Annotated in this window: 19 protein-coding genes; 9 read left to right on the top strand and 10 right to left on the bottom strand. The window is 62.4% G+C overall.

What is annotated here, in order from left to right; genetic code table 11:
- The first annotated feature begins 10 nt into the window (after positions 1-10).
- The 6 genes from AC15MQ_RS05825 (at position 11) to radC (ending at position 5,855) form a co-directional block, all read left to right on the top strand.
- Complete coding sequence (locus AC15MQ_RS05825; protein WP_483079609.1) at positions 11-3,646, top strand: REP-associated tyrosine transposase; 3,636 nt, start codon at positions 11-13, stop codon at positions 3,644-3,646.
- Positions 3,647-3,687: 41 nt separating this feature from the next.
- On the top strand, positions 3,688-4,005 hold the full coding sequence (locus tag AC15MQ_RS05820; protein WP_287655643.1) for a M48 metallopeptidase family protein: 318 nt from the start codon (positions 3,688-3,690) through the stop codon (positions 4,003-4,005).
- Between the two features lie 122 nt (positions 4,006-4,127).
- Positions 4,128-4,358 (top strand): hypothetical protein, encoded by a 231-nt coding sequence (locus AC15MQ_RS05815; RefSeq protein WP_483079608.1) that lies wholly within the window; start codon positions 4,128-4,130, stop codon positions 4,356-4,358.
- A 186-nt stretch (positions 4,359-4,544) separates the two neighbouring features.
- Entirely contained in the window at positions 4,545-4,901 is a 357-nt protein-coding gene (locus AC15MQ_RS05810; RefSeq protein WP_287670540.1) for a PIN domain-containing protein, read from the top strand.
- Positions 4,891-5,124 (top strand): hypothetical protein, encoded by a 234-nt coding sequence (locus tag AC15MQ_RS05805; protein ID WP_483079607.1) that lies wholly within the window; start codon positions 4,891-4,893, stop codon positions 5,122-5,124. Before AC15MQ_RS05810 ends, AC15MQ_RS05805 begins: the two co-directional genes overlap by 11 nt.
- Positions 5,125-5,177: 53 nt before the next feature.
- Positions 5,178-5,855 (top strand): RadC family protein, encoded by a 678-nt coding sequence (gene radC, locus AC15MQ_RS05800; protein WP_287655644.1) that lies wholly within the window; start codon positions 5,178-5,180, stop codon positions 5,853-5,855.
- Positions 5,856-5,919: 64 nt separating this feature from the next.
- Here radC and AC15MQ_RS05795 read toward each other — a convergent pair whose 3' ends face one another.
- The 9 genes from AC15MQ_RS05795 to nifH all read right to left on the bottom strand — a co-directional run bounded on the left by AC15MQ_RS05795 (position 5,920) and on the right by nifH (position 13,311).
- Positions 5,920-6,894 carry a hypothetical protein gene (locus tag AC15MQ_RS05795; protein WP_483079606.1) on the bottom strand — a complete coding sequence of 325 codons (975 nt, stop codon included), beginning with the start codon at positions 6,892-6,894 and terminating at the stop codon, positions 5,920-5,922.
- On the bottom strand, positions 6,891-7,673 hold the full coding sequence (locus AC15MQ_RS05790) for a 4Fe4S-binding leucine-rich repeat protein (RefSeq protein ID WP_483079678.1): 783 nt from the start codon (positions 7,671-7,673) through the stop codon (positions 6,891-6,893). Before AC15MQ_RS05790 ends, AC15MQ_RS05795 begins: the two co-directional genes overlap by 4 nt.
- On the bottom strand, positions 7,663-7,947 hold the full coding sequence (locus tag AC15MQ_RS05785; protein ID WP_483079605.1) for a DUF6129 family protein: 285 nt from the start codon (positions 7,945-7,947) through the stop codon (positions 7,663-7,665). Before AC15MQ_RS05785 ends, AC15MQ_RS05790 begins: the two co-directional genes overlap by 11 nt.
- Positions 7,944-8,669: a dinitrogenase iron-molybdenum cofactor biosynthesis protein gene (locus tag AC15MQ_RS05780; RefSeq protein WP_483079604.1), complete on the bottom strand. Its 726-nt coding sequence runs from the start codon at positions 8,667-8,669 to the stop codon at positions 7,944-7,946. Before AC15MQ_RS05780 ends, AC15MQ_RS05785 begins: the two co-directional genes overlap by 4 nt.
- An 18-nt stretch (positions 8,670-8,687) precedes the next feature.
- On the bottom strand, positions 8,688-8,885 hold the full coding sequence (locus tag AC15MQ_RS05775; RefSeq protein ID WP_287655635.1) for a 4Fe-4S dicluster domain-containing protein: 198 nt from the start codon (positions 8,883-8,885) through the stop codon (positions 8,688-8,690).
- Positions 8,886-8,908: 23 nt separating this feature from the next.
- A complete protein-coding gene (gene nifT, locus AC15MQ_RS05770) occupies positions 8,909-9,133 on the bottom strand; it encodes a putative nitrogen fixation protein NifT (protein ID WP_287669219.1) in 225 nt (74 codons plus the stop codon).
- A gap of 70 nt (positions 9,134-9,203) precedes the next feature.
- A complete protein-coding gene (gene nifK / locus AC15MQ_RS05765) occupies positions 9,204-10,772 on the bottom strand; it encodes a nitrogenase molybdenum-iron protein subunit beta (protein ID WP_287655633.1) in 1,569 nt (522 codons plus the stop codon).
- A gap of 63 nt (positions 10,773-10,835) precedes the next feature.
- Entirely contained in the window at positions 10,836-12,320 is a 1,485-nt protein-coding gene (gene nifD / locus AC15MQ_RS05760) for a nitrogenase molybdenum-iron protein alpha chain (protein ID WP_483079603.1), read from the bottom strand.
- Positions 12,321-12,411: 91 nt separating this feature from the next.
- Positions 12,412-13,311 carry a nitrogenase iron protein gene (nifH, locus tag AC15MQ_RS05755; protein WP_287655631.1) on the bottom strand — a complete coding sequence of 300 codons (900 nt, stop codon included), beginning with the start codon at positions 13,309-13,311 and terminating at the stop codon, positions 12,412-12,414.
- A 180-nt stretch (positions 13,312-13,491) separates the two neighbouring features.
- On the opposite strand from nifH, the gene AC15MQ_RS05750 reads away from it, so the two are divergent.
- Positions 13,492-14,361 (top strand): NAD(+)--dinitrogen-reductase ADP-D-ribosyltransferase, encoded by an 870-nt coding sequence (locus AC15MQ_RS05750; protein ID WP_483079602.1) that lies wholly within the window; start codon positions 13,492-13,494, stop codon positions 14,359-14,361.
- A 594-nt stretch (positions 14,362-14,955) separates the two neighbouring features.
- On the opposite strand, the gene AC15MQ_RS05745 is transcribed toward AC15MQ_RS05750, so the two are convergent.
- A complete protein-coding gene (locus AC15MQ_RS05745) occupies positions 14,956-15,288 on the bottom strand; it encodes a hypothetical protein (RefSeq protein ID WP_483079601.1) in 333 nt (110 codons plus the stop codon).
- A 607-nt stretch (positions 15,289-15,895) separates the two neighbouring features.
- Here AC15MQ_RS05745 and AC15MQ_RS05740 point away from each other — a divergent pair.
- Both AC15MQ_RS05740 and AC15MQ_RS05735 read left to right on the top strand, forming a co-directional pair.
- Positions 15,896-16,168, top strand: coding sequence for a hypothetical protein (locus AC15MQ_RS05740; RefSeq protein WP_483079600.1), 273 nt, complete (start codon positions 15,896-15,898; stop codon positions 16,166-16,168).
- 34 nt (positions 16,169-16,202) lie between these two features.
- A complete protein-coding gene (locus tag AC15MQ_RS05735) occupies positions 16,203-24,041 on the top strand; it encodes a Calx-beta domain-containing protein (RefSeq protein WP_483079599.1) in 7,839 nt (2,612 codons plus the stop codon).
- The last annotated feature ends 41 nt before the right edge of the window (positions 24,042-24,082 follow it).

Raw genomic sequence — 24,082 nt, 5'->3', positions numbered from 1 at the left:
AGCCCTATCGATGAAACCGGGCGAGTACAAAACCGTCCAGGCGCGGATCATCGGCTACGCCCATGCCATCGGCTGGACCTTTGTGCCCAGAGAGGAAGCCGAACGACGGCGCGGCTTTGATCCGGAAGTGCCCCCCGCCGACCGCGCCAAAAACCGTTCGCTCTTCTTCGACGACCTGCTCGACGCCAAAGTGCGGGAGTTCAACCCGCGCTACGCCGAGGCCGAAGGCGCCCTGCTTGGGGTTTTTCGCCATCTCCACACCGACATCTACGGCTACCGCGAATTCGTCGAGCACCTGCGCAACCGGGGCAAGTTCTTCGACCACGAGGAAAAACGCGAGCGCGACCTGATCCTGATCGATTACGACGATCCGGCGCGCAACGTTTTTGAGGTCACCGAGGAGTGGGCCTTTCACAACGGCCACTACGGCACGCGCGAGGATGTGGTCTTTCTGATCAACGGCATCCCGGTGCTGGTGATCGAGTGCAAGAACGCCAACAAGGACGAGGCGATTGCCCTCGCGGTGGACCAGATCCGCCGTTACCACCGCGAGACGCCCGAACTGTTCGTGTCACAGCAGTTGTTCACCGCCACCGACGCCATCGGCTTTTCCTACGGGGTGAGCTGGAACACGGTGCGGCGGAACATCTTCAACTGGAAAGGGGAACGGGTTTTCCAACCCGTTGGTCTGGACAACAACACGGGCAGGAATGCCCGTGCTCCTTTTTTCAATCCTGACGCCGAAATCGAGAGGCACCAGCGGAACCTTCCCCATTGGCAGCAGGGTGAGAAGTGGGTTTTTGTGACCTGGCGACTGAGTGATTCCCTGCCGAAGGCAATGCTGGAGCAGTGGAAGGAGGAGCGAACGACTTGGCTTGCGCTTCATCCGGAGCCGTGGGATGAGCAGACCGAATCCGAGTATCACGATCGTTTTTCCCGGCAGATCGACGAGTGGCTGGATCAGGGGGCCGGGGCGTGTGTACTAAAGGATACGGCGAACGCTCGGATCGTCGCGGATGCGTTGCGGCACTTCGAGGGGGAACGCTATGAGATCGCGTCGTTCGTCGTGATGCCGAATCACGTGCATGTGCTGTTTCGACCTCTGGGCAAACACACACTGCCGGAGATCCTGAAATCGTGGAAAGGATTCACGGCGCGGGAGATCAACAAGCGGATGGGTAGGACCGGGGCACTTTGGCAGGATGAGTATTGGGACCGGCTGATTCGGAATGAACGGCACTTTTTCAAGGTGGCTGAATATATCCGGGAAAACCCGGTAAAGGCGGGAACACGGGTTTCCCAACCCGTGTATGAGAGTGAGTTGATCACGGACAGGAATGTCCGTGCGTCTTTTGAAGGTGAAGGAAACGGGTTGGAAAACCCGTTCCCCAGTCGGCTGGAGGCCAAGGTGAAGAGCTTCTGCGCCATCACGCAGCTGCTCGCCTTCCTGAAGGACTACATCGTCTTTGCCGAGAAAGACGAGGAACTCAACAAATACATCCTGCGCCAGCACCAGACCGGCGCGGTGGAGGCGACCGTCAGCCGCGCCCTCGATCCCCAGCGCACGCGCGGCCTCGTCTGGCACACCCAGGGCAGCGGCAAGACCTTCACCATGATCAAGGCAGCGGAGCGGCTCTTCCGCTCGCCCGCAGCGGACAAGCCGACCGTCCTGCTGATGATCGACCGCAACGAGCTCGAAGACCAGATGCTCAAGAACCTCGCCGCGCTGGGCTTGAGCAACCTGGAGCACGCCAGCAGCATCGCCCGGCTCAACCAGCTGCTGCGCGACGACTACCGCGGCATCATCGTGACCATGATTCACAAGTTCCGCGACATGCCGGCGAACCTGAACACGCGCTCGAACATCTATGTCCTGATCGACGAAGCCCACCGCACCACCGGCGGCGACCTCGGCAACTTCCTCATGGCCGGCCTGCCGAACGCGACCTTCCTTGGCTTCACCGGCACCCCGGTGGACAAGACCGTTTATGGCCTGGGCACCTTCAAGACCTTCGGCTGCGAGGATGACCAGGGTTACCTGCACAAGTATTCCATCGCCGACAGCATCGAGGACGGCACGACGCTGCCGCTCTACTACCAGCTCGCCCCCAACGAAATGCTCGTCCCGCATGAAACGCTGGACAAGGAGTTCCTCTCCCTCGCCGAGGCCGAAGGCGTCGCCGAAATCGAGGAGCTGAACAAGATCCTCGAGCGGGCGGTGAACCTGAAAAACTTTCTCAAGGGCAAGGAACGCATCCAGAAGGTGGCGCAGTTCGTCGCCAAACACTACCGCGAGAACGTCGGGCCACTCGGCTACAAGGCCTTCCTCGTCGGTGTGGACCGCGAAGCCTGCGCGCATTACAAGCACGCCCTCGACCAGTTCCTGCCGCCCGAGTATTCCGAAGTCGTGTACACCGGCAGCAACAACGACTCCAGGCTGCTGAAGGAATTCCACCTCGACCCGAAGAAGGAGCGGCAGATTCGCAAGCGCTTCGGCAAGCTCGATCAGCAACCGAAAATCCTGATCGTCACCGAGAAGCTGCTCACCGGCTTCGACGCGCCCGTGCTCTACGCCATGTATCTCGACAAGCCGATGCGCGACCATACCCTGCTGCAGGCCATCGCGCGGGTGAACCGACCCTACGAGAACGAGGCGCAGGAGATGGTGAAACCCCACGGCTTCGTTCTGGATTTTATCGGCATCTTCGACAAGCTCGAAAAGGCACTCGCCTTCGACAGCGACGAGATCAACGCCATCCTCAAGGACCTCAAGCTGCTGAAGGTGCTGTTCAGGAACAAGATGGAGTCCAGGGCCCCCGTCTACCTCGGCCTGATCGAGCGCAATTTCAACGACCAGGACGTGGACACGCTCATCGAGCACTTCCGCGATCCCGAGTGGCGGAAGGCATTCTTCAAGGAGTACAAGGAGGTCGAGATGCTCTACGAGATCATCTCGCCCGATGCCTTCCTGCGCCCGTACATTGACGACTATCGAACGTTATCAGCGATCTATCAGGTCGTCCGTAAGGCCTATACCAGGACCATGATGGTCGACCGCGAGTTTCAGGCCAAGACCAGCCATCTGGTGCAGCAGCAGGTCGGTAGTTATGGCGTGGGCGTTTTGGGTGAGATTGTCGCAATCAATGGCAACACCATCGAGCTGATCAAGAACAAGAGCGGCGGGGATGGCAGCAAAGTCATCAACCTGATCAAGAGCATTGAAAAACTGGCCGAGGAGAACAGCGATGACCCCTACCTCATCGCCATGGCCGAGCGCGCCAGGGCCGTGCAGGAGGACTTCGAGAACCGCCAAACCAGCACTGCCGAGGCCTTGGCCGAATTGTTGCGCGAAGTGGAAAGCAACGAAACGAGGAAGAAGGTACAAGCCGAAAAGTCATTCGATGGCCTGACATACTTCGTCTATCGTCGCCTGCTCGACGCGAAGATCCATAACACAGAGGCCGTCAGCCGGAAGATTCGCAAGGCCTTCACCGAGTTTCCGAACTGGCAGCGGAGCGAAAATGCCATACGCGAACTCCGCAAGCAAGTGACCTTCGCCATCTTTGCGGAAAATGACAACCTGGACCAGGTGACCGCTATGGTCGACGAACTGTTCACCCTGCTGGAGAAGGCGAATCGGATCTAGAAATATGAAACCGATCGATCACAAAGATCGGATCTAGAAATATGAAACCGATCGATCACAAAGGCGAGTTCAAACAGCGCGTCCGTCAATGGGCCGACAAGCTGGACGTCAAGGTCGTCTGGTTGGGTGTGCGTCCGATGCGCAACAAATGGGCGTCGTGTTCTACCGCAGGGCATTTGAATTTCAGCGACGAACTACCCGACCTGAGACCCGAGCTATGGGACTACGTTATCGTCCACGAGCTGCTCCACTTCTCTGTGCCAAATCATGGAAAACTTTGGAAAAGCCTGATGCACGCCCACTTGGGTGAGTATGAGGCCTATGAATGCGAGTTAAAGAAGATGGCGCATAACATGTAACACCGGAAGTTCCAGCAATGACCGCATTACGGTCACCGGCGTCAACGTTGAGAGTGTAATTCGTGACTTTGGTTACACGCCACCTGTTATATGTACTCCACAAGAACTATTGGAGGCTCTGAATGAAGATTACCAGTCCGATTATTGAAGAAATTCATGCATTCCGTGCGCAGTATGCACGACAATATGGCTATGACTTGAAGGTTATTTGTGATGCCGCGCGGCAGAATCAAAGACAAAGTGGGCATGAGGTCGTGAGTTTTTATGTTCCAGGCCCCCCAGTCAATTCGACCTTGAGCACAAAAACGGAGCCTTCCGGACCGCTTGCGGCGGCCACCGATATCCGCCGATGAACATTCGTTTTCATAATCTGGCCACTTTGGCAGACTCCAGCTTGACTTGCGGGGTTCAGGATCAATGAGCTTCGGCACTCGCACAGAATTGAACAAATGCGACTTTATCTAGACCTTTGCTGCTTCAACCGGCCATACGATGATCAGTCGCAAACTCGGATTCGACTGGAGACTGAGGCAAAGCTGGTGATTCAGCAGAGAATTCGCGCCGGCGAATGCGAGTTGCTGTGGTCTTCTTCATTGGATTTCGAGAATTCCCAAAATCCGTTTGAAGAGCACCTGCGGGCTATACGGGAATGGCGACAACTGGCGGTGACATGTGTCATGGCGGATGCTGAAGTGGTGGACCTTGCCCGTGAGGCGATGGTGTTTGGCATCGGTGAATATGACGCTTTGCACGCCGCCTCGGCCATCGTCGGCAAAGCGGACATTCTTGTGACGACTGATGACCGGTTCAGCAAACGGTTGCGGCAGTTTGGCAGAGTCAGGGTGCTTTTCCCCATGGAAGCGGTGTCTTGTCTGGAGAAATGGTATGAAGACTGAGGCAGAAATTCGCATCGCCGGAATGCAGGCGTTGATCAGTGCCCTCGGGTTGGTGGAAGCCGAACGCTTCATGGTCGCGGTATCGCGTGATCGCTTCAACTACACCGAGTGGCGACGGCATGGGTTGCCGGGGATGTCGCTCGAACTGCTGGCGCAGCAAGCCAATCGCCATACGGAAGAACTGGTCGAGAATCAGGGCAAATCGGAAGGCCGCAGCGAGTAGCTGTGGTCGGGCGTGGAATGCCGGAAGGCGCTTTCGACTGGTGAGGTGAAGACATGGCGATTACCGATTGGCCCGAGGACGAGCGACCGCGCGAGCGCCTATTGGCGCACGGTGCCGCGTCGCTGTCGGATGCCGAGTTGCTGGCGATCTTCCTGCGTGTCGGCTGCAGGGGAAAATCCGCGGTCGATCTGGGGCGTGAGCTGATCAGCCGCTTCGGCGGGCTGAACGGCCTGTTCGCGGCCAGCCAGGCCGACTTTTCGGCGGTGCCCGGCATGGGGCCCGCGAAATTCGCGCAATTGCAGGCGGTCCTGGAAATGGCGCGGCGGGCGCTGGGCGAGGAAATGCGCCGGGGAATCGGCTTTTCTTCTCCGGCGGCGGTGCGCGATTACCTGCGGCTGCATCTCGCGGGGCTGCAGCACGAGGTGTTCTTCGCGCTGTGGCTGGATGCGCAGAATCGCCTGATCGCTGCCGAAGAGCTGTTTCGCGGCACATTGACGCAGACCAGCGTCTATCCGCGCGAGGTGGTGAAGCACGCGCTGCGACACAACGCCGCGGCGGTGGTCCTGGCGCACAACCACCCCTCGGGGGTCGCTGAACCCTCGCGCGCCGACGAACTGCTGACCAGCGAACTCAAGCAGGTCCTGGCGCTGGTGGAAGTGCGCGTGCTCGACCATTTCATCGTCGCCGCGCAATCGCCACCACTGTCTTTCGCCGAACGCGGCCTGCTGTAGGACCGTTCGCGGCGCGGCGCTGGCTGCACGGCTGCCGTGCGCGTCTCGCCGAGCCGGGTCCTGCTCAGAAGCCGTAAGGAGTGTACAGCCACTCCTTGACCACTTCGACGTCGCGATCGGGCAGGTAGCGAAAACCGGCCTGGACGTCGTCGATGACCGCGTTGGCCAGAGCGTGCGGTGCGCTCCTGGTGGTCAGCATGTGGAAGAACCAGGCCATCGGGTAGCCGACGGCCTTGTCGTAGCGGATCATGCTGTCGTGCAGGGCCAGTCCCTGCATCCCGAAGCTGGCGCCGAACTTCGGCGGTGTGCCGTTCAGGGCGGCAACCGGCGTGGCATGCAGCACCGGCTGCCGGTAACGGTCCATGTGCTCGCGCACGACGATCACCCAGTGGTGGGAAAACTGCGTCGCCGCGCCGGCGCTGCTCGCTTCCCAGGCCGCGACGAAACGATGGATCGGTTGCGGGTCGGGCTTCTGCGCGCGCATGCGGCCGAGGAAGGTGTCCACCGGCGTCAGGCGACGCAGGACCAGGAACGGCGCTCCGATCGGTTCGGCCCCCGCGCAGCAGGTCGGGTCCGCGCTGCGCGGGTCGACCAGTTCCTCGATGCTCGACGGCAGGGTTTCCGTGGCGAACAGGGGATGGCAGATCACTTCCTGCAGTTCCTCGATTTCGATCTGCACGAAATCGGCCGCCCCAGGACCGGTGGCGGCGACGAAATAATGCGTACGGCCGGTGAGACGGGTGGCGCGCAGGCCGAGGTCGGCATAGGCGTCGCACAGCGCCGCCATGTCGTCGTCGTGGGCGGCGAGTTCGAGTTCGGCCCAGGTTTCCAGATGGTCGGAGAGATGCGCGTTGGCAGCGTCGACAACGCCGCCGAGGCGATACCAGCCGCCGCGCGAGAGGACTTCGCGGAAGGTGAGTGCGGGCGCCAGCGGCGCCAGTTCCCTGGCCAACATGGCAGGTCCCATGGTGGCCGGGGTTCGCACGCAGAGCTCGGCGATCTTGTGCGACAGTTCCTCCCAATGTGACACGCTATTCATTCGCTGTTCTCCGGCGTTGAGTGACTTTGCTGCAGGCGTTCCCGGGCGGCTTGACGCACCTCGGGCTCGGGATCTTCCAGGCGGCTGGCCAGGGCATCAAGGGGCGCGCGGCCGACCGCCGCCAGGCGGACCAGCCAGTCGTTGTCGTCGAGCAGGCGCGCCGCGTGTTCGGGCAGGGCGCGTTCGGCGACGATGCGCCGCACCTCGGCGTCGCGGTCGTCGAGCAGGCGCGCCAGGGCGAAGGCCGGCAGGCGGCGGGCAATGGTCTTGCGCACCTCGCGCTCGGGGTCGTCGGCCAGCCGCGGCAACTTGCCGTGCGACAGTCGCTGCGCGACGACCACGCGCACCATGTAGTCGGGGTCGGCGGCCATCGACAGGAGTTGTTCGGCGTCGAGCCGATGCGCGACGGTGATTCGCACCTCGCGATCGGGGTCGCTGGCCAGGGCGATGGCCGCCGCCGGCGGCAGGCGCGAGGCGACGACGCGGCGCACGACTTCATCGGCGTCGGCGGTGAGCGCCGTCACTGCCGGCAGCGGCGCGTAACGTGCGGCGATCGCGCGCCGCTCCCAGAAGCCATCATCCAGCCAGCTTGCCGCTTCCTGCGGGTGACGCCGGAAAAAGCGGTCGATGCGTTGCCCGCTCAAGGCCCGCACACAGACCGCCGCGGGATCGCAGGCGCCACCGGCGAGCAACGTCGCCGCGTAGCGACAGTCGCCGCAGGGCGGCGCCAGCGCCTGCGCCAGCGGCGCGCGGTGAGCGTCGTCGCGCTCAGTCGGCATCCTCACCGCGCAGTCCCACCACCAGTCCGGTCGCGACCTCGGCGTCGGCGGTGAGCGTGACGCAATGCGCGCTGGCATCGAGGTAATAGAGGTTGCAGTGGGCGTTGCCGAAAGCCGGCTGCGCGCGCGGCGGCAGATCGTCGTCGCTGCAGACGACCACCCGCAGACCGGCGAACTGCGCCCGCAAGTCCCGCTGCAGTTCGGCGGCCGGCAGGCTGGCGGTCGCCTCGCCGACGTGCGTGGCGACCGCTTCGAGCAGCGCCGCGGCGATCATGCGTCCGAGCTGGCGAGATGCGCGGCAAAGCGGGTCAGCGAGCCGGCCTCGACACCCATGATGCGCGCCAGCCAGGGCGGCGGGTGGCGCAGCGCCTGCTGCAGCTGCGCGAGCGTCGCGGCGGCGGTCGCGCCGGGGTTGTCGCGGCTGGAGACCTTTACCGGATGCACCCCGGCGCGTACCACCTTGGCCGTTGCCGGGCCACCGATCGACTGTACGTAGACGATCTGGCAGTCGCCGATCAGCGCCGCGCGCGCGACGTTGCGATCCTCGGCGTGGTCCGCCTCCAGCGTCGGGCGCACGCCGATCAAGCGCACCTCGCTCGGCGACACCTGGTAGATCAGGAAGCGCTCGCAGGAACCGTAGTGCCCGTCGAGCAGTTGCTCGCGATTCGAAGCGCAGGCGACGCGGATCGATTCGGGCATTTCGCCTTCACTGTAGCTGGCCACCGCCGGCAGCTCGCTGTTGGTGATGCCTTCGCCCCACAGCAGGCGCACCGCCTGCTTGAGCTGCTCTTTCGGAACATCCGGTTCGACCACGTCGTCGCCCTGCAGCAGGACCTGCAGGTCGGCGACGGTGACCGTCGAGAGCTTGGCCTCGGTGAGCGGCAGGTCGAGTCGCTCGACCAGCGCCGAGACCAGCTCCCGGGCCGACAGACTGCCCAGCTCGCGGGCGGCGAGCGCCACGCGCAGCGCGGCTTCGCGGGTAATCGACTGCGCCATCGGCGTCTCCCTGGCGGCCTAGATGAAGACGATGCAGGACTCGCCTGCCGGACAGGCGTCGAGACACTGCGGCGAATCGTGTTCACCCTCGCACTCGGTACAGGTGTCGACGTTGATCTTGTAGATGCCGGCCTTGCTGGTGATCGAGCTGGTCGGGCAGACCGGCTTGCAGTCGCCGCAAGAGGTGCATTCGGCCTGGATGATTTTCATTGCCATGGTGTGACTCTCCGTGAGATGGATTACTCGGGCGCGTCCAGTCGCCTGGCGCGCAGCGAGATCGGGAAGCGTCCAGGCAGCGCCTGGGGTTCGATGTAGTAGGCGCCACCGTTGTTGAGACGGATCTCGCCGCCCCACTTGTCCGCGCTGTCGAACTCCATCGAAACAATGGCGTCCTCCAGATCGCGCTTCGGCAGGTAGAACGAGTAGGCACCGGCGGCATCCTTGCGGACCATGATGTTGGCCATGAAACTTCCCTTTGCGGTTGGCGACGGGGACGGCGAAGCGTCCCCGCCCGGCTGCGGTGCACGCGCGGCTTCAGCGCACCAGGTCGAAGTTGTAGTCGGTGGTGGCCATGCCCATGGTCTCCTGGTCGAGACGTTCGAGCACCGCATTGACCAGCGTGGTGACCACCTGCATGGCCCCCTCGTAACCCACCGTCGTCTGGCGATGCAGGTGGTGACGATCGAACAGCGGGAAGCCGATGCGGATCAGCGGCACCTCGAAGGCCTTGCCCTTGTGCAGGGTATCGCGCTGGATGAACTTGCCGTAGCTGTTGCCGATCAGGAAATCCGGCTTGTCGGTGAAGCACAGCGAACGCAGGTGCCACAGGTCGAGACCGGTGTAGGCCTTGGCGTTGGCGCCGAACGGGCTCTCGGCGAGCATCTTCTCCATCGCCTTCAACCAGCGCTTGGTGCCGTTGTGACTGACCACGTGCGTCGGTTCGGCGCCGCATTCGAAGAGAATCTTGACCATCCCCATGACGAAGTCCGGGTCGCCGTAGAGCGCGAACTTCTTGCCGTGCAGCCAGGCGTGCGAGTCGGACATCAGGTCGACCAGGCGGCCGCGCTCGGTGGCCAGCGACTCCGGAATCGGCTTGCCGGTCAGCTCGGAGACCTTCATCAGGAACTCGTCGGTCCAGTCCACGCCCATCGGGATGTTGAGCTTGGGCACCTCGTGGTTCCAGGTGTTCTCGACCAGCTTCTTAGTCTTGTCGAGCTGGTAGGGCTGCAGCAGGAAGGTGCTGATGGCGTTCGGCGCATCCTTGATCTCGGCCTGCGTGGTGCCGCCGGCGTACATCCGGAACTCGCCGTCAGCCGGCGTGTCGAGCACCTCGGTGGGGTCGGAGAGCAGCGTCGCGTCGACACCCATTTCGGCCATCATCCGCTTGATGACGCGGAAGTTGCCCAGGTAGGTCTCGAAGCCGGGAACGAAGTTGAGCTTGCCGTTCTTGCCCGGTGCCTTGTCGGCCATGGTGTTCAGCGTGAACGAGCGCATGATGCCCTCGAACATGTTGTCCCAGCCGGTGACGTGCGAGCCGACGAAGGAGGGGGTGTGCGCGAAGGGGACCGGGAACTCGTCGGGTACGAAGCCTTCCTTCTTGGCGTTGTTGATGAATGCGTTGAGGTCGTCACCGATGACCTCGGCCATGCACGTCGTCGATACCGCGATCATTTCCGGCTTGTAGATCGCCTTGGCGTTTTCGAGGCCGTCGAACATGTTCTTCTGGCCCCCGAAGACGGCGGCGTCCTCGGTCATCGAATCCGAGACACAGCAGATCGGTTCCTTGAAATGGCGGTTGAAGTAGGTGCGGAAGTACGACACGCAGCCCTGCGAACCATGCACATAGGGCAGGGTCTTCTCGAAACCCAGGGCGCAGAGCACGGCGCCGAGCGGCTGGCAGGCCTTCGCCGGATCGACGGTCAGCGCCTCGCGCTTGAAGTTCAGGTCCTGGTATTCCTGGGTCGTCGTCCAGAGGAAGACTTCCTGAACCTTTTCCGGGGAGTGGCGCTCTTCGAACAGATCCTGCTTGTTCTTCAGCGAGACCTTGTAGTCTTCCTCGCGGAACAGCGGGTAGCAGGGCTTGATGTCATCTACAGTTTGCATCTTCATCTCCTTTGCCTGCGCCACCCATTTGTGGACGCAGGCACAAGTTGAGGGAAACCTCGTTCAGGCGACCTTCTTCAGCTCATTCGTTTCAGCAGCTTCCGGGAGTTTCTTCCACGGTGGGGTCTGCTTGCTCCAGCAGGGGTTGGAGATCGCCATGTCCATGTCGCGGGCGAAGATCGCAAAACCGTCGTAGCCGTGGTACGGACCGGAGTAGTCCCAGGAGTGCATCTGGCGCAGCGGGATACCCATCTTCTGGAAGACGTATTTCTCCTTGATGCCGGAACCGACCAGGTCGGGCTTGATGCGCTTGATGAACTCTTCGAGCTCGAAGCCGGTGGCATCGTCGTAGAGTAGCGTGGCGTTGCCCATTTCCTTGATCGTGCGGTCGTAGTCGTCGTTGTGCGCGAACTCGTAGCCGGTGCCGATGACCTTCATGCCGAGGTCCTCGTAGGCGCCGATGACGTGCCGCGGGCGCAGCCCGCCGACGTAGAGCATCACCGTCTTGCCCTGCAGGCGCGGCTTGTACTTGGCGATCACCGCCTCCATCATCGGCTGGTACTTGGCGATCACCCGCTCGGCACCTTCCTTGATGGTGTCGTCGAAATGCCCGGCGATGGCGCGCAGCGACTCGGCAATCTTGGTCGGGCCGAAGAAGTTGTACTCCAGCCACGGAATGCCGTACTTTTCCTCCATGTGCCGGCTGATGTAGTTCATCGAGCGGTAGCAGTGCAGGAGGTTGAGCTTGACCTTCGGGGTCTTTTCGATTTCCGCCAGCGTGCCGTCACCGGACCATTGCGAGACCACGCGCAGGCCCATCTCCTCGAGCAGGATGCGCGAAGACCAGGCGTCGCCGCCGATGTTGTAGTCGCCGATGATCGACACGTCGTAGGGCGTGGCTTCGAAGGGCTGGCCGTCGCGCTTGTCGAGGACCCAGTCGCGGATCGAATCGTTGGCGATGTGGTGCCCGAGCGACTGCGAAACGCCGCGGAAGCCTTCACAGCGTACCGGCACGATCGGCTTGTTCATTTCCTTGGCGCCCTTCTTGGCGACCGCCTCGATGTCGTCGCCGATCAGGCCGATCGGGCACTCGGACTGTACCGAGATGCCCTTGTGCAGCGGGAACAACTGCTCGATTTCGGTGATCAGCTTGGCCAGCTTCTTGTCGCCGCCGAAAACGATGTCCTTCTCCTGGAAGTCCGAGGTGAAGTTCATGGTGCCGAAGGTATCGACACCGGTGGTGCCGACGTAGTAATTGCGGCGTCCGGCACGTGAATACTGGCCGCAGCCGATGGGACCGTGCGAGACGTGGATCATGTCCTTGATCGGACCCCAGACCACGCCCTTCGAACCGGCGTAGGCACAGCCGCGGACGGTCATCACGCCGGGCAGCGACTTGCGGTTGGAGGTGATGCACTTTTTCGATTGCTCGACCGACTGGTCGTTGACCGCCAGGTGCTTGGCGCGGTCCTTCCTGGCCTTCTCGGGATAAACCTCGAGCACTTCCTGAATCAGGGCCTCGGTTTCTTCGCGTGTCAATTCAGACATCCTGCTTCTCCTTGTGGGGTGCCGGCACTCATGCGTACACGGCACCCGAGGGTTGCGATGGTGTTGCCGGGTCAAACCCGTGCGCGACGACTCAAGCGGCGGCGAGGGCTTCGGCGGCGAGCTGCGCCGCGGTCTTGCCGATGATCGACTCGTCGTCGGCTTCCATGATCCCGAACTCCATCAGCAGTGCTTCGAGTTCGTCCATGGTCACCGGCGTCGGGATGACGAAGTTCTTGTTGTCGACGATCTTCTTGGCCAGCGTGCGATACTCGTCGGCCTGCGGCGCCGTCGGGTCATACTCGATCACCGTCATGCGGCGGATTTCGGCGTGCTGCACGATGTTGTGGCGCGGGATGAAGTGGATCATCTGGGTGCCCAGCTTCTCGGCCAGCGCGATGATCAGCTCGTCTTCGCGGTCGGTGTTGCGGCTGTTGCAGATCAGGCCGGCGAGGCGCACGCCACCCGAGTTGGCGTACTTCACGATGCCCTTGGCGATGTTGTTGGCGGCGTACATGGCCATCATCTCGCCGGAGCAGACGATGTAGATTTCCTGGGCCTTGTTCTCGCGGATCGGCATCGCGAAACCGCCGCAGACGACGTCGCCGAGCACATCGTAGAACACGAATTCGAGGTCGTCGTCGTAGGCGCCTTCCTCTTCGAGGAAGTTGATGGCCGTGATCACGCCGCGACCGGCGCAGCCGACGCCGGGCTCAGGACCACCGGACTCGACGCACTTGATGCCACCGTAACCGACCGACATCACGTCTTCGAGTTCGAGGTCCTCGACCGAACCGGCTTCGGCGGCCAGACCCATCACCGAGTTCTGCGCCTTGCTGTGCAGGATCAGGCGGGTCGAGTCGGCCTTCGGGTCACAACCGACGATCATCACCCGCTTGCCGATCTCGGCCAGGGCGGCGACGAGGTTCTGGGTGGTGGTAGACTTACCGATACCGCCTTTGCCGTAGATGGCGGCCTGACGAAGTTTTGCCATGATGCAATCTCCTTTGTTGAAATGCTGCGTTGAACTCATGTGAAGCAAGGAAAAATCCCGCGCTCCTGACAGGGCTTGTGCACGGAGCGTGCCAGCTTCCGAAAAAATGCCTGAAAGCCAGACGTGGCCAGCCTTTCAACGATTTCTGCAGGGCTCCGGCGGGAGCCCGACGAGGCGCCGATGTCTGACATTTCCGCGAATGTTTGTCGCGCTCCCGACAAGGAGGAGGGCGACGGCGCCCCGACGCTGCCGCGCCTGGCCCGCCTGCCGATCAACCGCTGCAACCTGCCGGCGGCGATCCTCGGCGGCCTGACCTACCAGCGGCACCCGACGCCGCTGCAGATCGACGGCGTCGCCGACCTGCACAAGCCGCTGTGGGCGCTGCTCGACGACATCCCCGAGGCCCCCGAGCGCGCCGCGCGTTTCGTCGGCTACATGCAGAACCACTTTCGCCTGCAGCAGCCGGAAGACGCCGGGCTCGCTGCCGGCCAGGCCGGCGCCCGCGCCCGCGCCACCTACCTGCGCGTCGTGCGCGGCTGGGCCTTCGACGCCGAAAGCCGCGAGGCGGCGGTGTTGAAGGGCTGGGTCGAATCGCGCTTCGGCCTCTGCCCGCGCCATCACGGCGAAGCGCTGCGCGAACCGGGCAGCCGCGCCTGGCAGCGCTACGTCGAGAGTCGCGCGCAGGGCCTGCGCGGCACCAACGCCCTGGAGGCGCAACTCGACCTGCTGTATGCCTACAGCCAGTACGAACTGGCACGGCAGTTCCCGCTGCGCACCCACCTGCGGCTGTACCGGGGCGTCAACCGCCTCGCCGAGCACGAGACCATCCACCACGACCCGGGTGGCGACAAGGTGCTGCTGCTGAACAACATCAACTCCTTCTCACGCTCGCGCGAGCGCGCCGGCGAATTCGGCGACGACCTGCTGGCCGTCGACGTGCCGCTGCCCAAGCTCGCCTTCTTCAGCCACCTGCTGCCCGGCATGCTGCGCGGCGAAGATGAATACGTGGTCATCGGCGGCCTCTACCGGGTGCGGCTGGCGCGCTTCTGAAGCGCGCATCGCGAGGCGAGGTCTGTGGCGATCGGACACGCTGTTCGCGCGCGCCGCCTCGCGTCCCAGCCCTGGAGGCTGGCGGGCTAATCAAGGGATCATCTGGATGCGCTTCGCAGCGACGCGGCCAGGGCTCGGAGAGTCGTGCGCGAGGCTCGCAGCCTCAGTGTCGAGATTCAGGGACTCGGGCACGTGGCGCGCAGACTCTTCGTCGAACTTCGGAACGTCACGCGTGAACCTCGAAGAGTCAAGGTCGAGGTTCGAAGCGTCGTTGTCGAGGTTCGGCGAGTCAATGGCGAGGTTCAAAGCGTCGCGCGTGAACCTCGAAGACGCGCGTCCGAGCTTCGGAGACTCAAGGCCGAGTTCCGGAGACTCGCATGTACGTCGCGAAGACTCAAGCTCAAGGCGCGGAGAGTCATGCTTCTCTCCCCAGGACTCAAGGCCGGGGATCCAAGACGCGTGACTGCGCCGCGGGGGATCAACACCGAACCTCGATGAGTCGTCGTCGAGCCGCAAAGCCTCGCCGACACGGCGCAGAAGCTGGCGCGCCCGCATCAGCGGCGGGCGTGCGTGCAAGTGGGTGCGGCGCAGCGCTCAGCCAGCGGCGACTTCGCTGCTGCGGCGTCGGCGGCTGTAGCGGCTGCCCATCGATTCGCGCAAGGCATCGAGCGCCGCGCCCTTGCCGATCGCCTTGGCCAGCGCATAGCCTTCGAGCGAGGCACTGAGAATGTCGCTGCAGAGCGCCATCTCGGTGTCGTCACCCCGGGCGGCAAGCTGCCGGATGCGCGCGAAAACCGGCCGCAGTTGATCGAGCGTGGCGAGGTCGCGTTCGGCTTCGGGGAGATCGAAACCCGGCGGCAGGAGCTGCCGATTCTGTGCCAGCACGATCAGCGTCTGGCGACACGCCGCTTCGGTCTTGTCCCCCATCTTGTTGAGACGGCGGCGCTCATCGACCGACAGTTCGATGAGCGCCGCCAGTTGTTCTTCGAGGGTCCTGACGGCGGCGTGGATCGCCGCGAGGACTTCGGCTTAGAAAGTCAGCGAGATCAGATTCTGGGTCATGACGGAGTTTCCTTGGCATAAACAGTCATCAGAAAATGCGCGGAAAAGGATCGCGCCGCGGAATCAGGCCTGTCAATCGGCAGGGGCAGTCTGCAATGAAGTCAATGCGATGCGGTGCCGAAAATTGAGCAAGCATCGCCTGCCTGCCGATCTAACCGTACGCGATCTGTGCCGCTGCACGGTGTTTTCTCGACGAGTGTTGCACGCCGGCCTCGTCTTCAGATTTGAGTCATCCCGGATCCGATGCCTGAACCGCGTCGCGAGTGTCTCGCGGTACGCATCAAACACGAATTTTCTGAAACAAACTTGATTTAGATCAAAAGTTTGCATTATATTTTCGGTCAATCTATGGGTGTAGGAAAAGGGGCGGGAGACCGACGGGCCATAGCCTGGACATGGCTATGGCTGTGATGAATAAAGGGATGTAACCCCGTCGATTGTCGCCGTTTCGACTCCTCAGGGAGTATCTGGGATGGCAAAGCGCGATCCGGACTTGATAAACAACCTGGCAGTGATGACGAAGAACATGGTTTTTATCAATAAGGGCAATTTTGAAAACCAGATCGGCGAACTGGCGAAAATCAAACTGTCGCTGGACAGCGCGTGCGCTATGCAGCGCTATGCCCGCGAAGTGGGCCAGGTTGGCGCCGGACGCTCCTGCGCGCGCTTTGCCATTTCCCTGAGTAACCCCGGAGGATATTTCAGCCCGGCAGAAATGCCCATCGGCTCAAATCCAAGACAGTAAGCCATATGAATCCCACCAATCGTTGGAGAAGGTCATGCCCATCGTCATCACCGTCAGCCACATCGTCGTCAGCGAATACAACACCAACGCAGTGTTCACGGTTCGGCTTTCCGAAGCCGATCCGCTGAACCTGGTGACCGTCAACTGGAGCCTTTCCGGGATGACCGCAGACAGCGGCTCCGATTTCACGTACCTGTCCGGCTTGCTGAGTTTTGATCCAGGGGTCGTTGAACAGACCATTTCGGTTCCGATCATCGACGATGCCTTTGCCGAGTCGCCGGAGACATTTCAACTCAATCTGTATGCCCCGAGCACCAATGCGGAAATTGGCAATTCGGTCGCAGTGGCGACGATCATCGACAACGACGCGGCGGCGGGGACGCCGGTGGTACAGGTTGGCGATGCGGTGGTTGACGAAGCCACCGGACTGGTGCAGGTCGCGCTGCTGCTCGATAGACCCAGCCTCGATGCGGTGACAGTGAACTGCGCCGTGCAAGAAGCCACGGCGGCCGCGGCCTCGGATTTCACGGTGTTCCCGGCCGCAACCATCGCCTTCGCACCGGGCGAAACGGTCAAGCTGGTCACCGTCGGCATCCTCGACGATGCCACGGTCGAGTCGACCGAAGTCTTCGACATCGTCCTGAGCAACGTGATTGGCGCCACTGTCGGCGACGGCAGGGGCCACGTTTTCATCAACGGCAACGACCAGCAACCGGAGCTCTCGCCCGTCGTCGATCTCAGGAACGCGGTGGCGGTTGAAGGACAGGGCTATGTGGATTTCCTGGTGACCCTGTCCTCGCCAGGCGCAAGCGTGGTCTCCGTCAATTACCAGACCGTCGCGGGCACCGCCGCCAGCTATGATGACTTCATCAGTCAAGCGGGCACATTGACTTTCAGTCCCGGCGAAACGATCAAGACCGTCAGGGTGAGCACCGTAGACGACGCTGTGGTCGAAGGGCAGGAAGCCTTCACGCTGCAACTGTACAGCCCGACCAACGCGACCCTGGGCTCCGCCGTCGGCACTGCCACGATCCTCGACAACGACGGCCCACCGCCGTCGTCGGCAAACCTCGACGGTGGCACCGCCGCCGACATTTTGCGAGGCACTTCCTTCGCCGATGCGATCACCGGCGGCGATGGCGACGATGTCCTCGACGGTGCCGGTGGTGACGACAGCCTGAGCGGTGGAGCGGGCGACGACACTTACCTCATCGAAGACGCCGGCGACAGCTACAGCGAAGCCGTCGGCGAAGGCACGGATCTGGTGATCAGCTATCTGCCCACGCTGACCCTGGGTGCCCACGTCGAGAATCTGCAACTGGCCGGCAGCGCGGTGACCGGCATTGGCAATGCACTCGACAACCGAATGACCGGTTCCGTCGCCAACAACACCCTCGAAGGCGGAGCGGGTAACGACACACTGGATGGCGGGGCCGGTCTGGATACCGCATCGTATGCCGGTGCGGCCGGCGGCGTGAGCGTCACCCTGGCTTCGCCGGGAGTTCAACAGAACACCATCGGTGCCGGCCTGGATACGCTGCTCAGCATCGAGAACCTCACCGGCAGTGCCCTCGATGACCAGCTCACCGGCACCACCGGCGCCAACCGCCTCACCGGCGGTGCCGGCAACGACCTGCTCGACGGAGGCAGCGGAGCAGACAGCCTGCTGGGCGGTCTCGGCAACGACACCTATATCGTCGATGACGCCGGCGACGTCGTCGTCGAAGATCCCGGCGCGGGGACGGACACCGTCCAGAGTTCGGTCGGCAGATCGCTGGGCGCCAATCAGGAAAACCTCACCCTGACCGGCGTCGGCGCCATCAACGGCTTCGGCAACAGCCTCGACAACCTCCTGCAGGGCAACAGTGCCGCCAACTATCTCGATGGCGGCACCGGCGCCGACACGATGGCGGGCGGCCTGGGCAACGACACCTACATCGTAGACAACGCCGGCGACGTCGTCACCGAGAGCGACAGCGCAGGTACCGACACGACCAGGACCTCGGTCGACGGCTACACCCTCACCAGCAACGTCGAATGGCTGGTGCTGACCGGCACGGCCAACATTTCCGGAAACGGCAACGGCCTCAACAACTACCTGATCGGCAACACCGGCCACAACACCCTCGATGGCGGCGTCGGCGCCGACACCATGTCCGGTGGCGCGGGGAACGATACCTACCTCGTCGATAACGCCGCCGACGTCATCAGCGAACTCTCCGGAGAAGGGACGGATACCGTGCGCAGTTCCGTCACCAGAACCCTGGGTGCCTATCAGGACAACCTGATCCTCACCGGCAGCACTGCCATCGACGGCTCGGGCAACAGCGAGGCCAACGTCCTGACCGGCAACGCGAACAACAACGTCCTCGACGGCGGCGCCGGCGCCGACACGATGACCGGCGGCGCGGGCGACGACACCTACGTCGTGGACCACACCGGCGACGTGATCACCGAATACGTCGGGCAAGGCATCGATACGATCCAGAGCACGGTCAGCCGCGGCCTGGGGTCGTACCAGGAAAACCTCACGCTCACCGGCAGCAGCGCGACCAACGGCTATGGCAACAGCCTGGCCAACGTGATCACCGGCAACGGCGCAGCCAACTACCTGGACGGCGGCACCGGCGCCGACACCCTGTCGGGCGGCCTGGGCGACGACACCTACATCGTGGACCACGTCGGCGATGTCGTCACCGAAAACAGCGGCGCCGGCAAGGACACCGTCCGGACCGCACTGGACGGCCATCTTCTGGAGAACAACGTCGAATGGCTGGTGCTGACCGGCACGGCCCACCTTTCCGGATACGGTAACGGCCTCAACAACTACCTGATCGGCAACACCGGCAACAACACCCTCGACGGCGGCGTCGGTGCCGACACGATGACCGGCGGCATCGGCGACGACACCTACTTCGTCGACAACACCGGCGACATCATCAGCGAACTGGCCGGACAGGGAATCGATACCGTCCGCAGTACCATCAGCCGATCCCTGGGATCGAATCAGGAGAACCTCACGCTGACCGGAGCGAGCGCCATCAACGGCTATGGCAACACGCTGGCCAATACCCTGATCGGCAACGACGCGGCCAACTACCTGGACGGCGCCACCGGCGCCGACACGATGTCGGGTGGCCTGGGCGACGACACCTACATCGTGGACAACGTCGACGATGTCGTCACCGAAGGCAGCGGCGCCGGCAAGGACACCGTCCGGACATCGCTCACCGGGTATATCCTGACCGATGATGTGGAGTGGCTGGTTCTGACAGGCACAGCCCACATTGCCGGCTTCGGTAACGGGCTCAACAACTACCTGATCGGCAACACCGGCAACAACACCCTCGACGGCGGTGTCGGAGCCGACACGATGACCGGCGGCGTCGGCAACGACACCTACTTCGTCGACAACACCGGTGACATCATCAGCGAACTGGCCGGCCAGGGCACCGACACCGTGATCAGTTCGGTGACCCGATACCTGGGGTCCAATCAGGAGAACCTCACGCTGACCGGGGCCAGCGCCCTCAACGGCTACGGCTCGAACGACGACAATTTCCTGCAAGGCAACAGCGCCGCCAACCTGCTTTCCGGAGGGGGCGGGGCGGACACGCTGGCGGGTGGCGCGGGTAGCGACACCATTGATGGTGGCAGCGGTGACGATCGGGGGGTTTACAAGCCTTCGGCAGCCGGTGAGGGCGATACCGACACCTACAAGGGCAATGTCGGCAGCGATACACTCTCGCTGGAACTGACGCAAGCCGAGTTGAACAGCGTCGAAGTGCAGGCGGATCTGCGCGCCTATGAAGAATTCCTCAGGCTGAATGCCAATGCGGCGGTAGCGTCCGGCGCCGAATTCCAGTTCACCGCCTTTGCACTCAAGGCGAGTGGGTGGGAGCATCTGGAGGTGACGGGCATTGACGGCATGGTCTGGCGGAACGGGACCGCCGGAGTGACCATCGGCAGCGCGGCGGCACCGACGAGCTTCGACATCGGGACCAACGCGGGAACGCCCACCGGGGACATCTGGACAGGCGCCTTGCCGAGCGGCAACGACAACTGGAGCATTCTCGACAACTGGCAGGATATCAGCGTCCCGTCCGAGACCGAAACGGTCATCTTCAACGCGATTGACTCCGGCGGTCGCAGTGTGGTCGATCCGGCGTTTCAGGGGACCATCGCCGGCCTGGTGGATACCGGCGAAGCGGCGCACGCCCTCGAATTCGAGAGGATGTTTCAGGTCAATGGGCCGGTTTCGATTCACACCGCGAACGCCGAGGGTACAGGAGCGCTGACGGTCCTTGATACCCAGGTCACTCTCCATTTGACGGACTTCAACGTCGGCTATAACCCTGCGGGGTCCGGTACGGCAACGGGCTACTTGATACTCAATGGCGGCGCGGTCATTGATGCGACGGATGTCGACGTGCTTTCCATCGGCCGCGAGGCTGGGGCGTCGGATTGGAGCGGGACGACCGCCAACGGCAGCCTGACGCTGGCAAGCAACTCGGCGTTACATCTGGGCACTGCGGCATCGTTGGCGATGCTCAATATTGGCTGGAGCCAGAACGGCAACACCTACTACGCCAGCGGCAGTGCCACCGGCGTGCTCGATGCACTGGTCAGGGAGGCCGATGTCGACCTACATCTGAGCGAACTGAATGTTGGCCGTGGCAGCTTCAACGGGTTCGGGACAGGTACGCTGAAGTGGGATCAGACTGAAGTTATCGCCGCACAGGACGTTTATTTCGGACGCGGCAATGCCACAGGCAATCTGGAAGTGGCAGCGGGAGGCGAATTCCACTTGGGGACCGACACCGAATGGATTGCCAATTTGTGCATCGCCTACAACGACGCTGCCAGGGGAACCGCTACGGCCGACCTTGACTTCTCGGTCAGCAACCCGACCGTCACGGCGTTCGTCTTGGACGATCTGTCGATCGGTCGTGAAACCGGGGCGGCGGATTGGAACGGGACGACCGCCAACGGCAGCCTGACGCTGGCAAGTAACTCGACGTTGCATCTGGGCACTGCGGCATCGTTGGCGACGCTCAATATTGGCTGGAGCCAGAACGGCAACACCTACTACGCTGGCGGCAGTGCTACCGGCGTGCTCGATGCAAGTCAAGGCAGTTTCACCGCAGACCTGAGTACTCTCATTGTTGGCCAAACGGCCAATGTGGGTACCGCTTCTGGAACATTTGTCATGGGAGCGGGATCCTCAGTCAACACCAATGTCGCGAATATTGGTTTGGGCGCTGGCGCCAGTGGAACCCTAAGGGTGGAAGGGGGCGCTCTCAACTTTACCGGTACCGACTCGGCTTTAAACTTCGGTACTGCCATTCTGCAGGTACCTAGTGCCTATTTTGAAATAGGGTCTGCGGCCGCTCCTATTTCCAATCTACGCATTGGCTACAACGCGGTGGCTACCGGTACGGCTACTACCCACATCAACTTCGCCACCACAAATCCGAGTTTGGCTGCCTTCGTCGCCAGCGATTTATCAATCGGTCGTGAAACCGGGGCGGCGGATTGGAACGGGACGACCGCCAACGGCAGCCTGACGCTGGCAAGCAACTCGGCGTTACATCTGGGCACTGCGGCATCGTTGGCGATGCTCAATATTGGCTGGAGCCAGAACGGCAACACCTACTACGCCAGCGGCAGTGCCACCGGCGTGCTCGATGCACTGGTCAGGGAGGCCGATGTCGACCTACATCTGAGCGAACTGAATGTTGGCCGTGGCAGCTTCAACGGGTTCGGGACAGGTACGCTGAAGTGGGATCAGACTGAAGTTATCGCCGCACAGGACGTTTATTTCGGACGCGGCAATGCCACAGGCAATCTGGAAGTGGCAGCGGGAGGCGAATTCCACTTGGGGACCGACACCGAATGGATTGCCAATTTGTGCATCGCCTACAACGACGCTGCCAGGGGAACCGCTACGGCCGACCTTGACTTCTCGGTCAGCAACCCGACCGTCACGGCGTTCGTCTTGGACGATCTGTCGATCGGTCGTGAAACCGGGGCGGCGGATTGGAACGGGACGACCGCCAACGGCAGCCTGACGCTGGCAAGCAATTCGGCGCTACATCTGGGCACTGCGGCATCGTTGGCGACGCTCAATATTGGCTGGAGCCAGAACGGCAACACCTACTACGCCAGCGGCAGTGCCACCGGCGTGCTCGATGCACTGGTCAGGGAGGCCGATGTCGACCTACATCTGAGCGAACTGAATGTTGGCCGTGGCAGCTTCAACGGGTTCGGGACAGGTACGCTGAAGTGGGATCAGACTGAAGTTATCGCCGCACAGGACGTTTATTTCGGACGCGGCAATGCCACAGGCAATCTGGAAGTGGCAGCGGGAGGCGAATTCCACTTGGGGACCGACACCGAATGGATTGCCAATTTGTGCATCGCCTACAACGACGCTGCCAGGGGAACCGCTACGGCCGACCTTGACTTCTCGGTCAGCAACCCGACCGTCACGGCGTTCGTCTTGGACGATCTGTCGATCGGTCGTGAAACCGGGGCGGCGGATTGGAACGGGACGACCGCCAACGGCAGCCTGACGCTGGCAAGTAACTCGACGTTGCATCTGGGCACTGCGGCATCGTTGGCGACGCTCAATATTGGCTGGAGCCAGAACGGCAACACCTACTACGCCGGCGGCAGCGCTACCGGCATGCTCGACGCCGCCGAAGGTGCGATGACCGCTCATCTTTCCGATCTCAATGTCGGTATCACCGCCAGCGCCGGAACGGCAAAAGGTACGCTGGTAATGGGCAGCGGCACCTCGGTCGACGCCCAGTCCGTAAACATTGGCGTTGGCGCCAGCGCCACCGGCCTTGTCGACATTGTTGGCGGTACCCTGCAAGCGACGACGCTGACCCTCGCCAGCGGCACCCTCGATCTGAACGCCAATCCGCTGACGGTCGGCGCCACCGGTACGCTCAATGCACAGACGCTCGACCTTGCGGGTGGCCTGCTCACCGGTCAGTCGGTCTCTCTCAATGGCGGTACATTCAACTTCTCGGGTGGCGTCTTGTCGGTCGATACCTTCAACGGCCTGCTTGACCAGAACGGCGGCGTACTGGCCCCCGGCAACTCGGTCGGCCAGACCACCGTCAACGGCAACTATGATCTGGCGTCAGCGGGAACGGTGAAGATCGAAATATTCGGCAGCACCTTCAACACCACGACCAAGCTGTACGATCGCCTGGCGGTGAACGGTACGGTCAATCTGAATGGCGACAGCAACCCTGATGGTGGCGGCACGCTGGACGTGGATCTCGGTTACAGCCCGAGCGTCGGGAGCAACTTCACCATCCTCGACAACAATGGCACCGATGCGGTCAGCGGGCGGTTCAACGGTTTGCTTGAGGGAGCGAGCTTCAATACCGCCTATGGCAGCCAGACGGTGACCTTCCAGATCTCGTACTCGGGAGGAACCGGCAACGATGTCGTGCTGACGGTCACCGGCAAGACCGGTGTCGCGCCGACCGGCCTGACGATCGACGGGTCGGCCGACAACGATCTATTGAGCGGCAGTGTGGGTGCGGACACGTTCACGGGTTTCGCCGGAAACGATATCTTCACCGGGGGCGCTGGCAACGATCTGTTCATTTTTGATGTCGGTTGCGGTTTCGACCGCATCAACGACTTCAGCCCGGGCGGCGACGACATCCAGTTGAGTCTGGCACTCGCTGCCGACTTTGCTGCGCTCGACAGCAACGGCAACAGTGTGCTCGATGATGCGGATGCCAACGTGATCGTCGCCGGCAGCGATACGATCCTGCTGTTCGGCAGCGATCAGATCGATATCGTGGGGCAGACCGCGCTGCACAGTAGCGACTTCGTCTTCGTATGATGGGTGCTTGAGGTGAGGTGGCCATGGCGCGACGTTTCGCT

It is taken from the genome of Candidatus Accumulibacter propinquus (assembly GCF_056856495.1).
The sequence above is the reverse complement of the archived record's forward strand: the minus strand, read 5'-3'. Positions and strand labels throughout refer to the sequence as shown.

Coding starts and splice junctions, on each gene's coding strand:
- AC15MQ_RS05825 (WP_483079609.1), top strand. CDS start 11: ATGAAACCGGGCGAGTACAAAACCGTCCAGGCGCGGATCATCGGCTAC.
- AC15MQ_RS05820 (WP_287655643.1), top strand. CDS start 3,688: ATGAAACCGATCGATCACAAAGGCGAGTTCAAACAGCGCGTCCGTCAA.
- nifT (WP_287669219.1), bottom strand. CDS start 9,133: ATGGCCAACATCATGGTCCGCAAGGATGCCGCCGGTGCCTACTCGTTC.
- nifD (WP_483079603.1), bottom strand. CDS start 12,320: ATGTCTGAATTGACACGCGAAGAAACCGAGGCCCTGATTCAGGAAGTG.
- nifK (WP_287655633.1), bottom strand. CDS start 10,772: ATGCAAACTGTAGATGACATCAAGCCCTGCTACCCGCTGTTCCGCGAG.
- AC15MQ_RS05780 (WP_483079604.1), bottom strand. CDS start 8,669: ATGGCGCAGTCGATTACCCGCGAAGCCGCGCTGCGCGTGGCGCTCGCC.
- AC15MQ_RS05795 (WP_483079606.1), bottom strand. CDS start 6,894: ATGAATAGCGTGTCACATTGGGAGGAACTGTCGCACAAGATCGCCGAG.
- AC15MQ_RS05815 (WP_483079608.1), top strand. CDS start 4,128: ATGAAGATTACCAGTCCGATTATTGAAGAAATTCATGCATTCCGTGCG.
- AC15MQ_RS05750 (WP_483079602.1), top strand. CDS start 13,492: ATGTCTGACATTTCCGCGAATGTTTGTCGCGCTCCCGACAAGGAGGAG.
- AC15MQ_RS05735 (WP_483079599.1), top strand. CDS start 16,203: ATGCCCATCGTCATCACCGTCAGCCACATCGTCGTCAGCGAATACAAC.
- radC (WP_287655644.1), top strand. CDS start 5,178: ATGGCGATTACCGATTGGCCCGAGGACGAGCGACCGCGCGAGCGCCTA.
- nifH (WP_287655631.1), bottom strand. CDS start 13,311: ATGGCAAAACTTCGTCAGGCCGCCATCTACGGCAAAGGCGGTATCGGT.
- AC15MQ_RS05740 (WP_483079600.1), top strand. CDS start 15,896: ATGGCAAAGCGCGATCCGGACTTGATAAACAACCTGGCAGTGATGACG.
- AC15MQ_RS05790 (WP_483079678.1), bottom strand. CDS start 7,673: ATGCCGACTGAGCGCGACGACGCTCACCGCGCGCCGCTGGCGCAGGCG.
- AC15MQ_RS05785 (WP_483079605.1), bottom strand. CDS start 7,947: ATGATCGCCGCGGCGCTGCTCGAAGCGGTCGCCACGCACGTCGGCGAG.
- AC15MQ_RS05775 (WP_287655635.1), bottom strand. CDS start 8,885: ATGGCAATGAAAATCATCCAGGCCGAATGCACCTCTTGCGGCGACTGC.
- AC15MQ_RS05805 (WP_483079607.1), top strand. CDS start 4,891: ATGAAGACTGAGGCAGAAATTCGCATCGCCGGAATGCAGGCGTTGATC.
- AC15MQ_RS05745 (WP_483079601.1), bottom strand. CDS start 15,288: ATGGGGGACAAGACCGAAGCGGCGTGTCGCCAGACGCTGATCGTGCTG.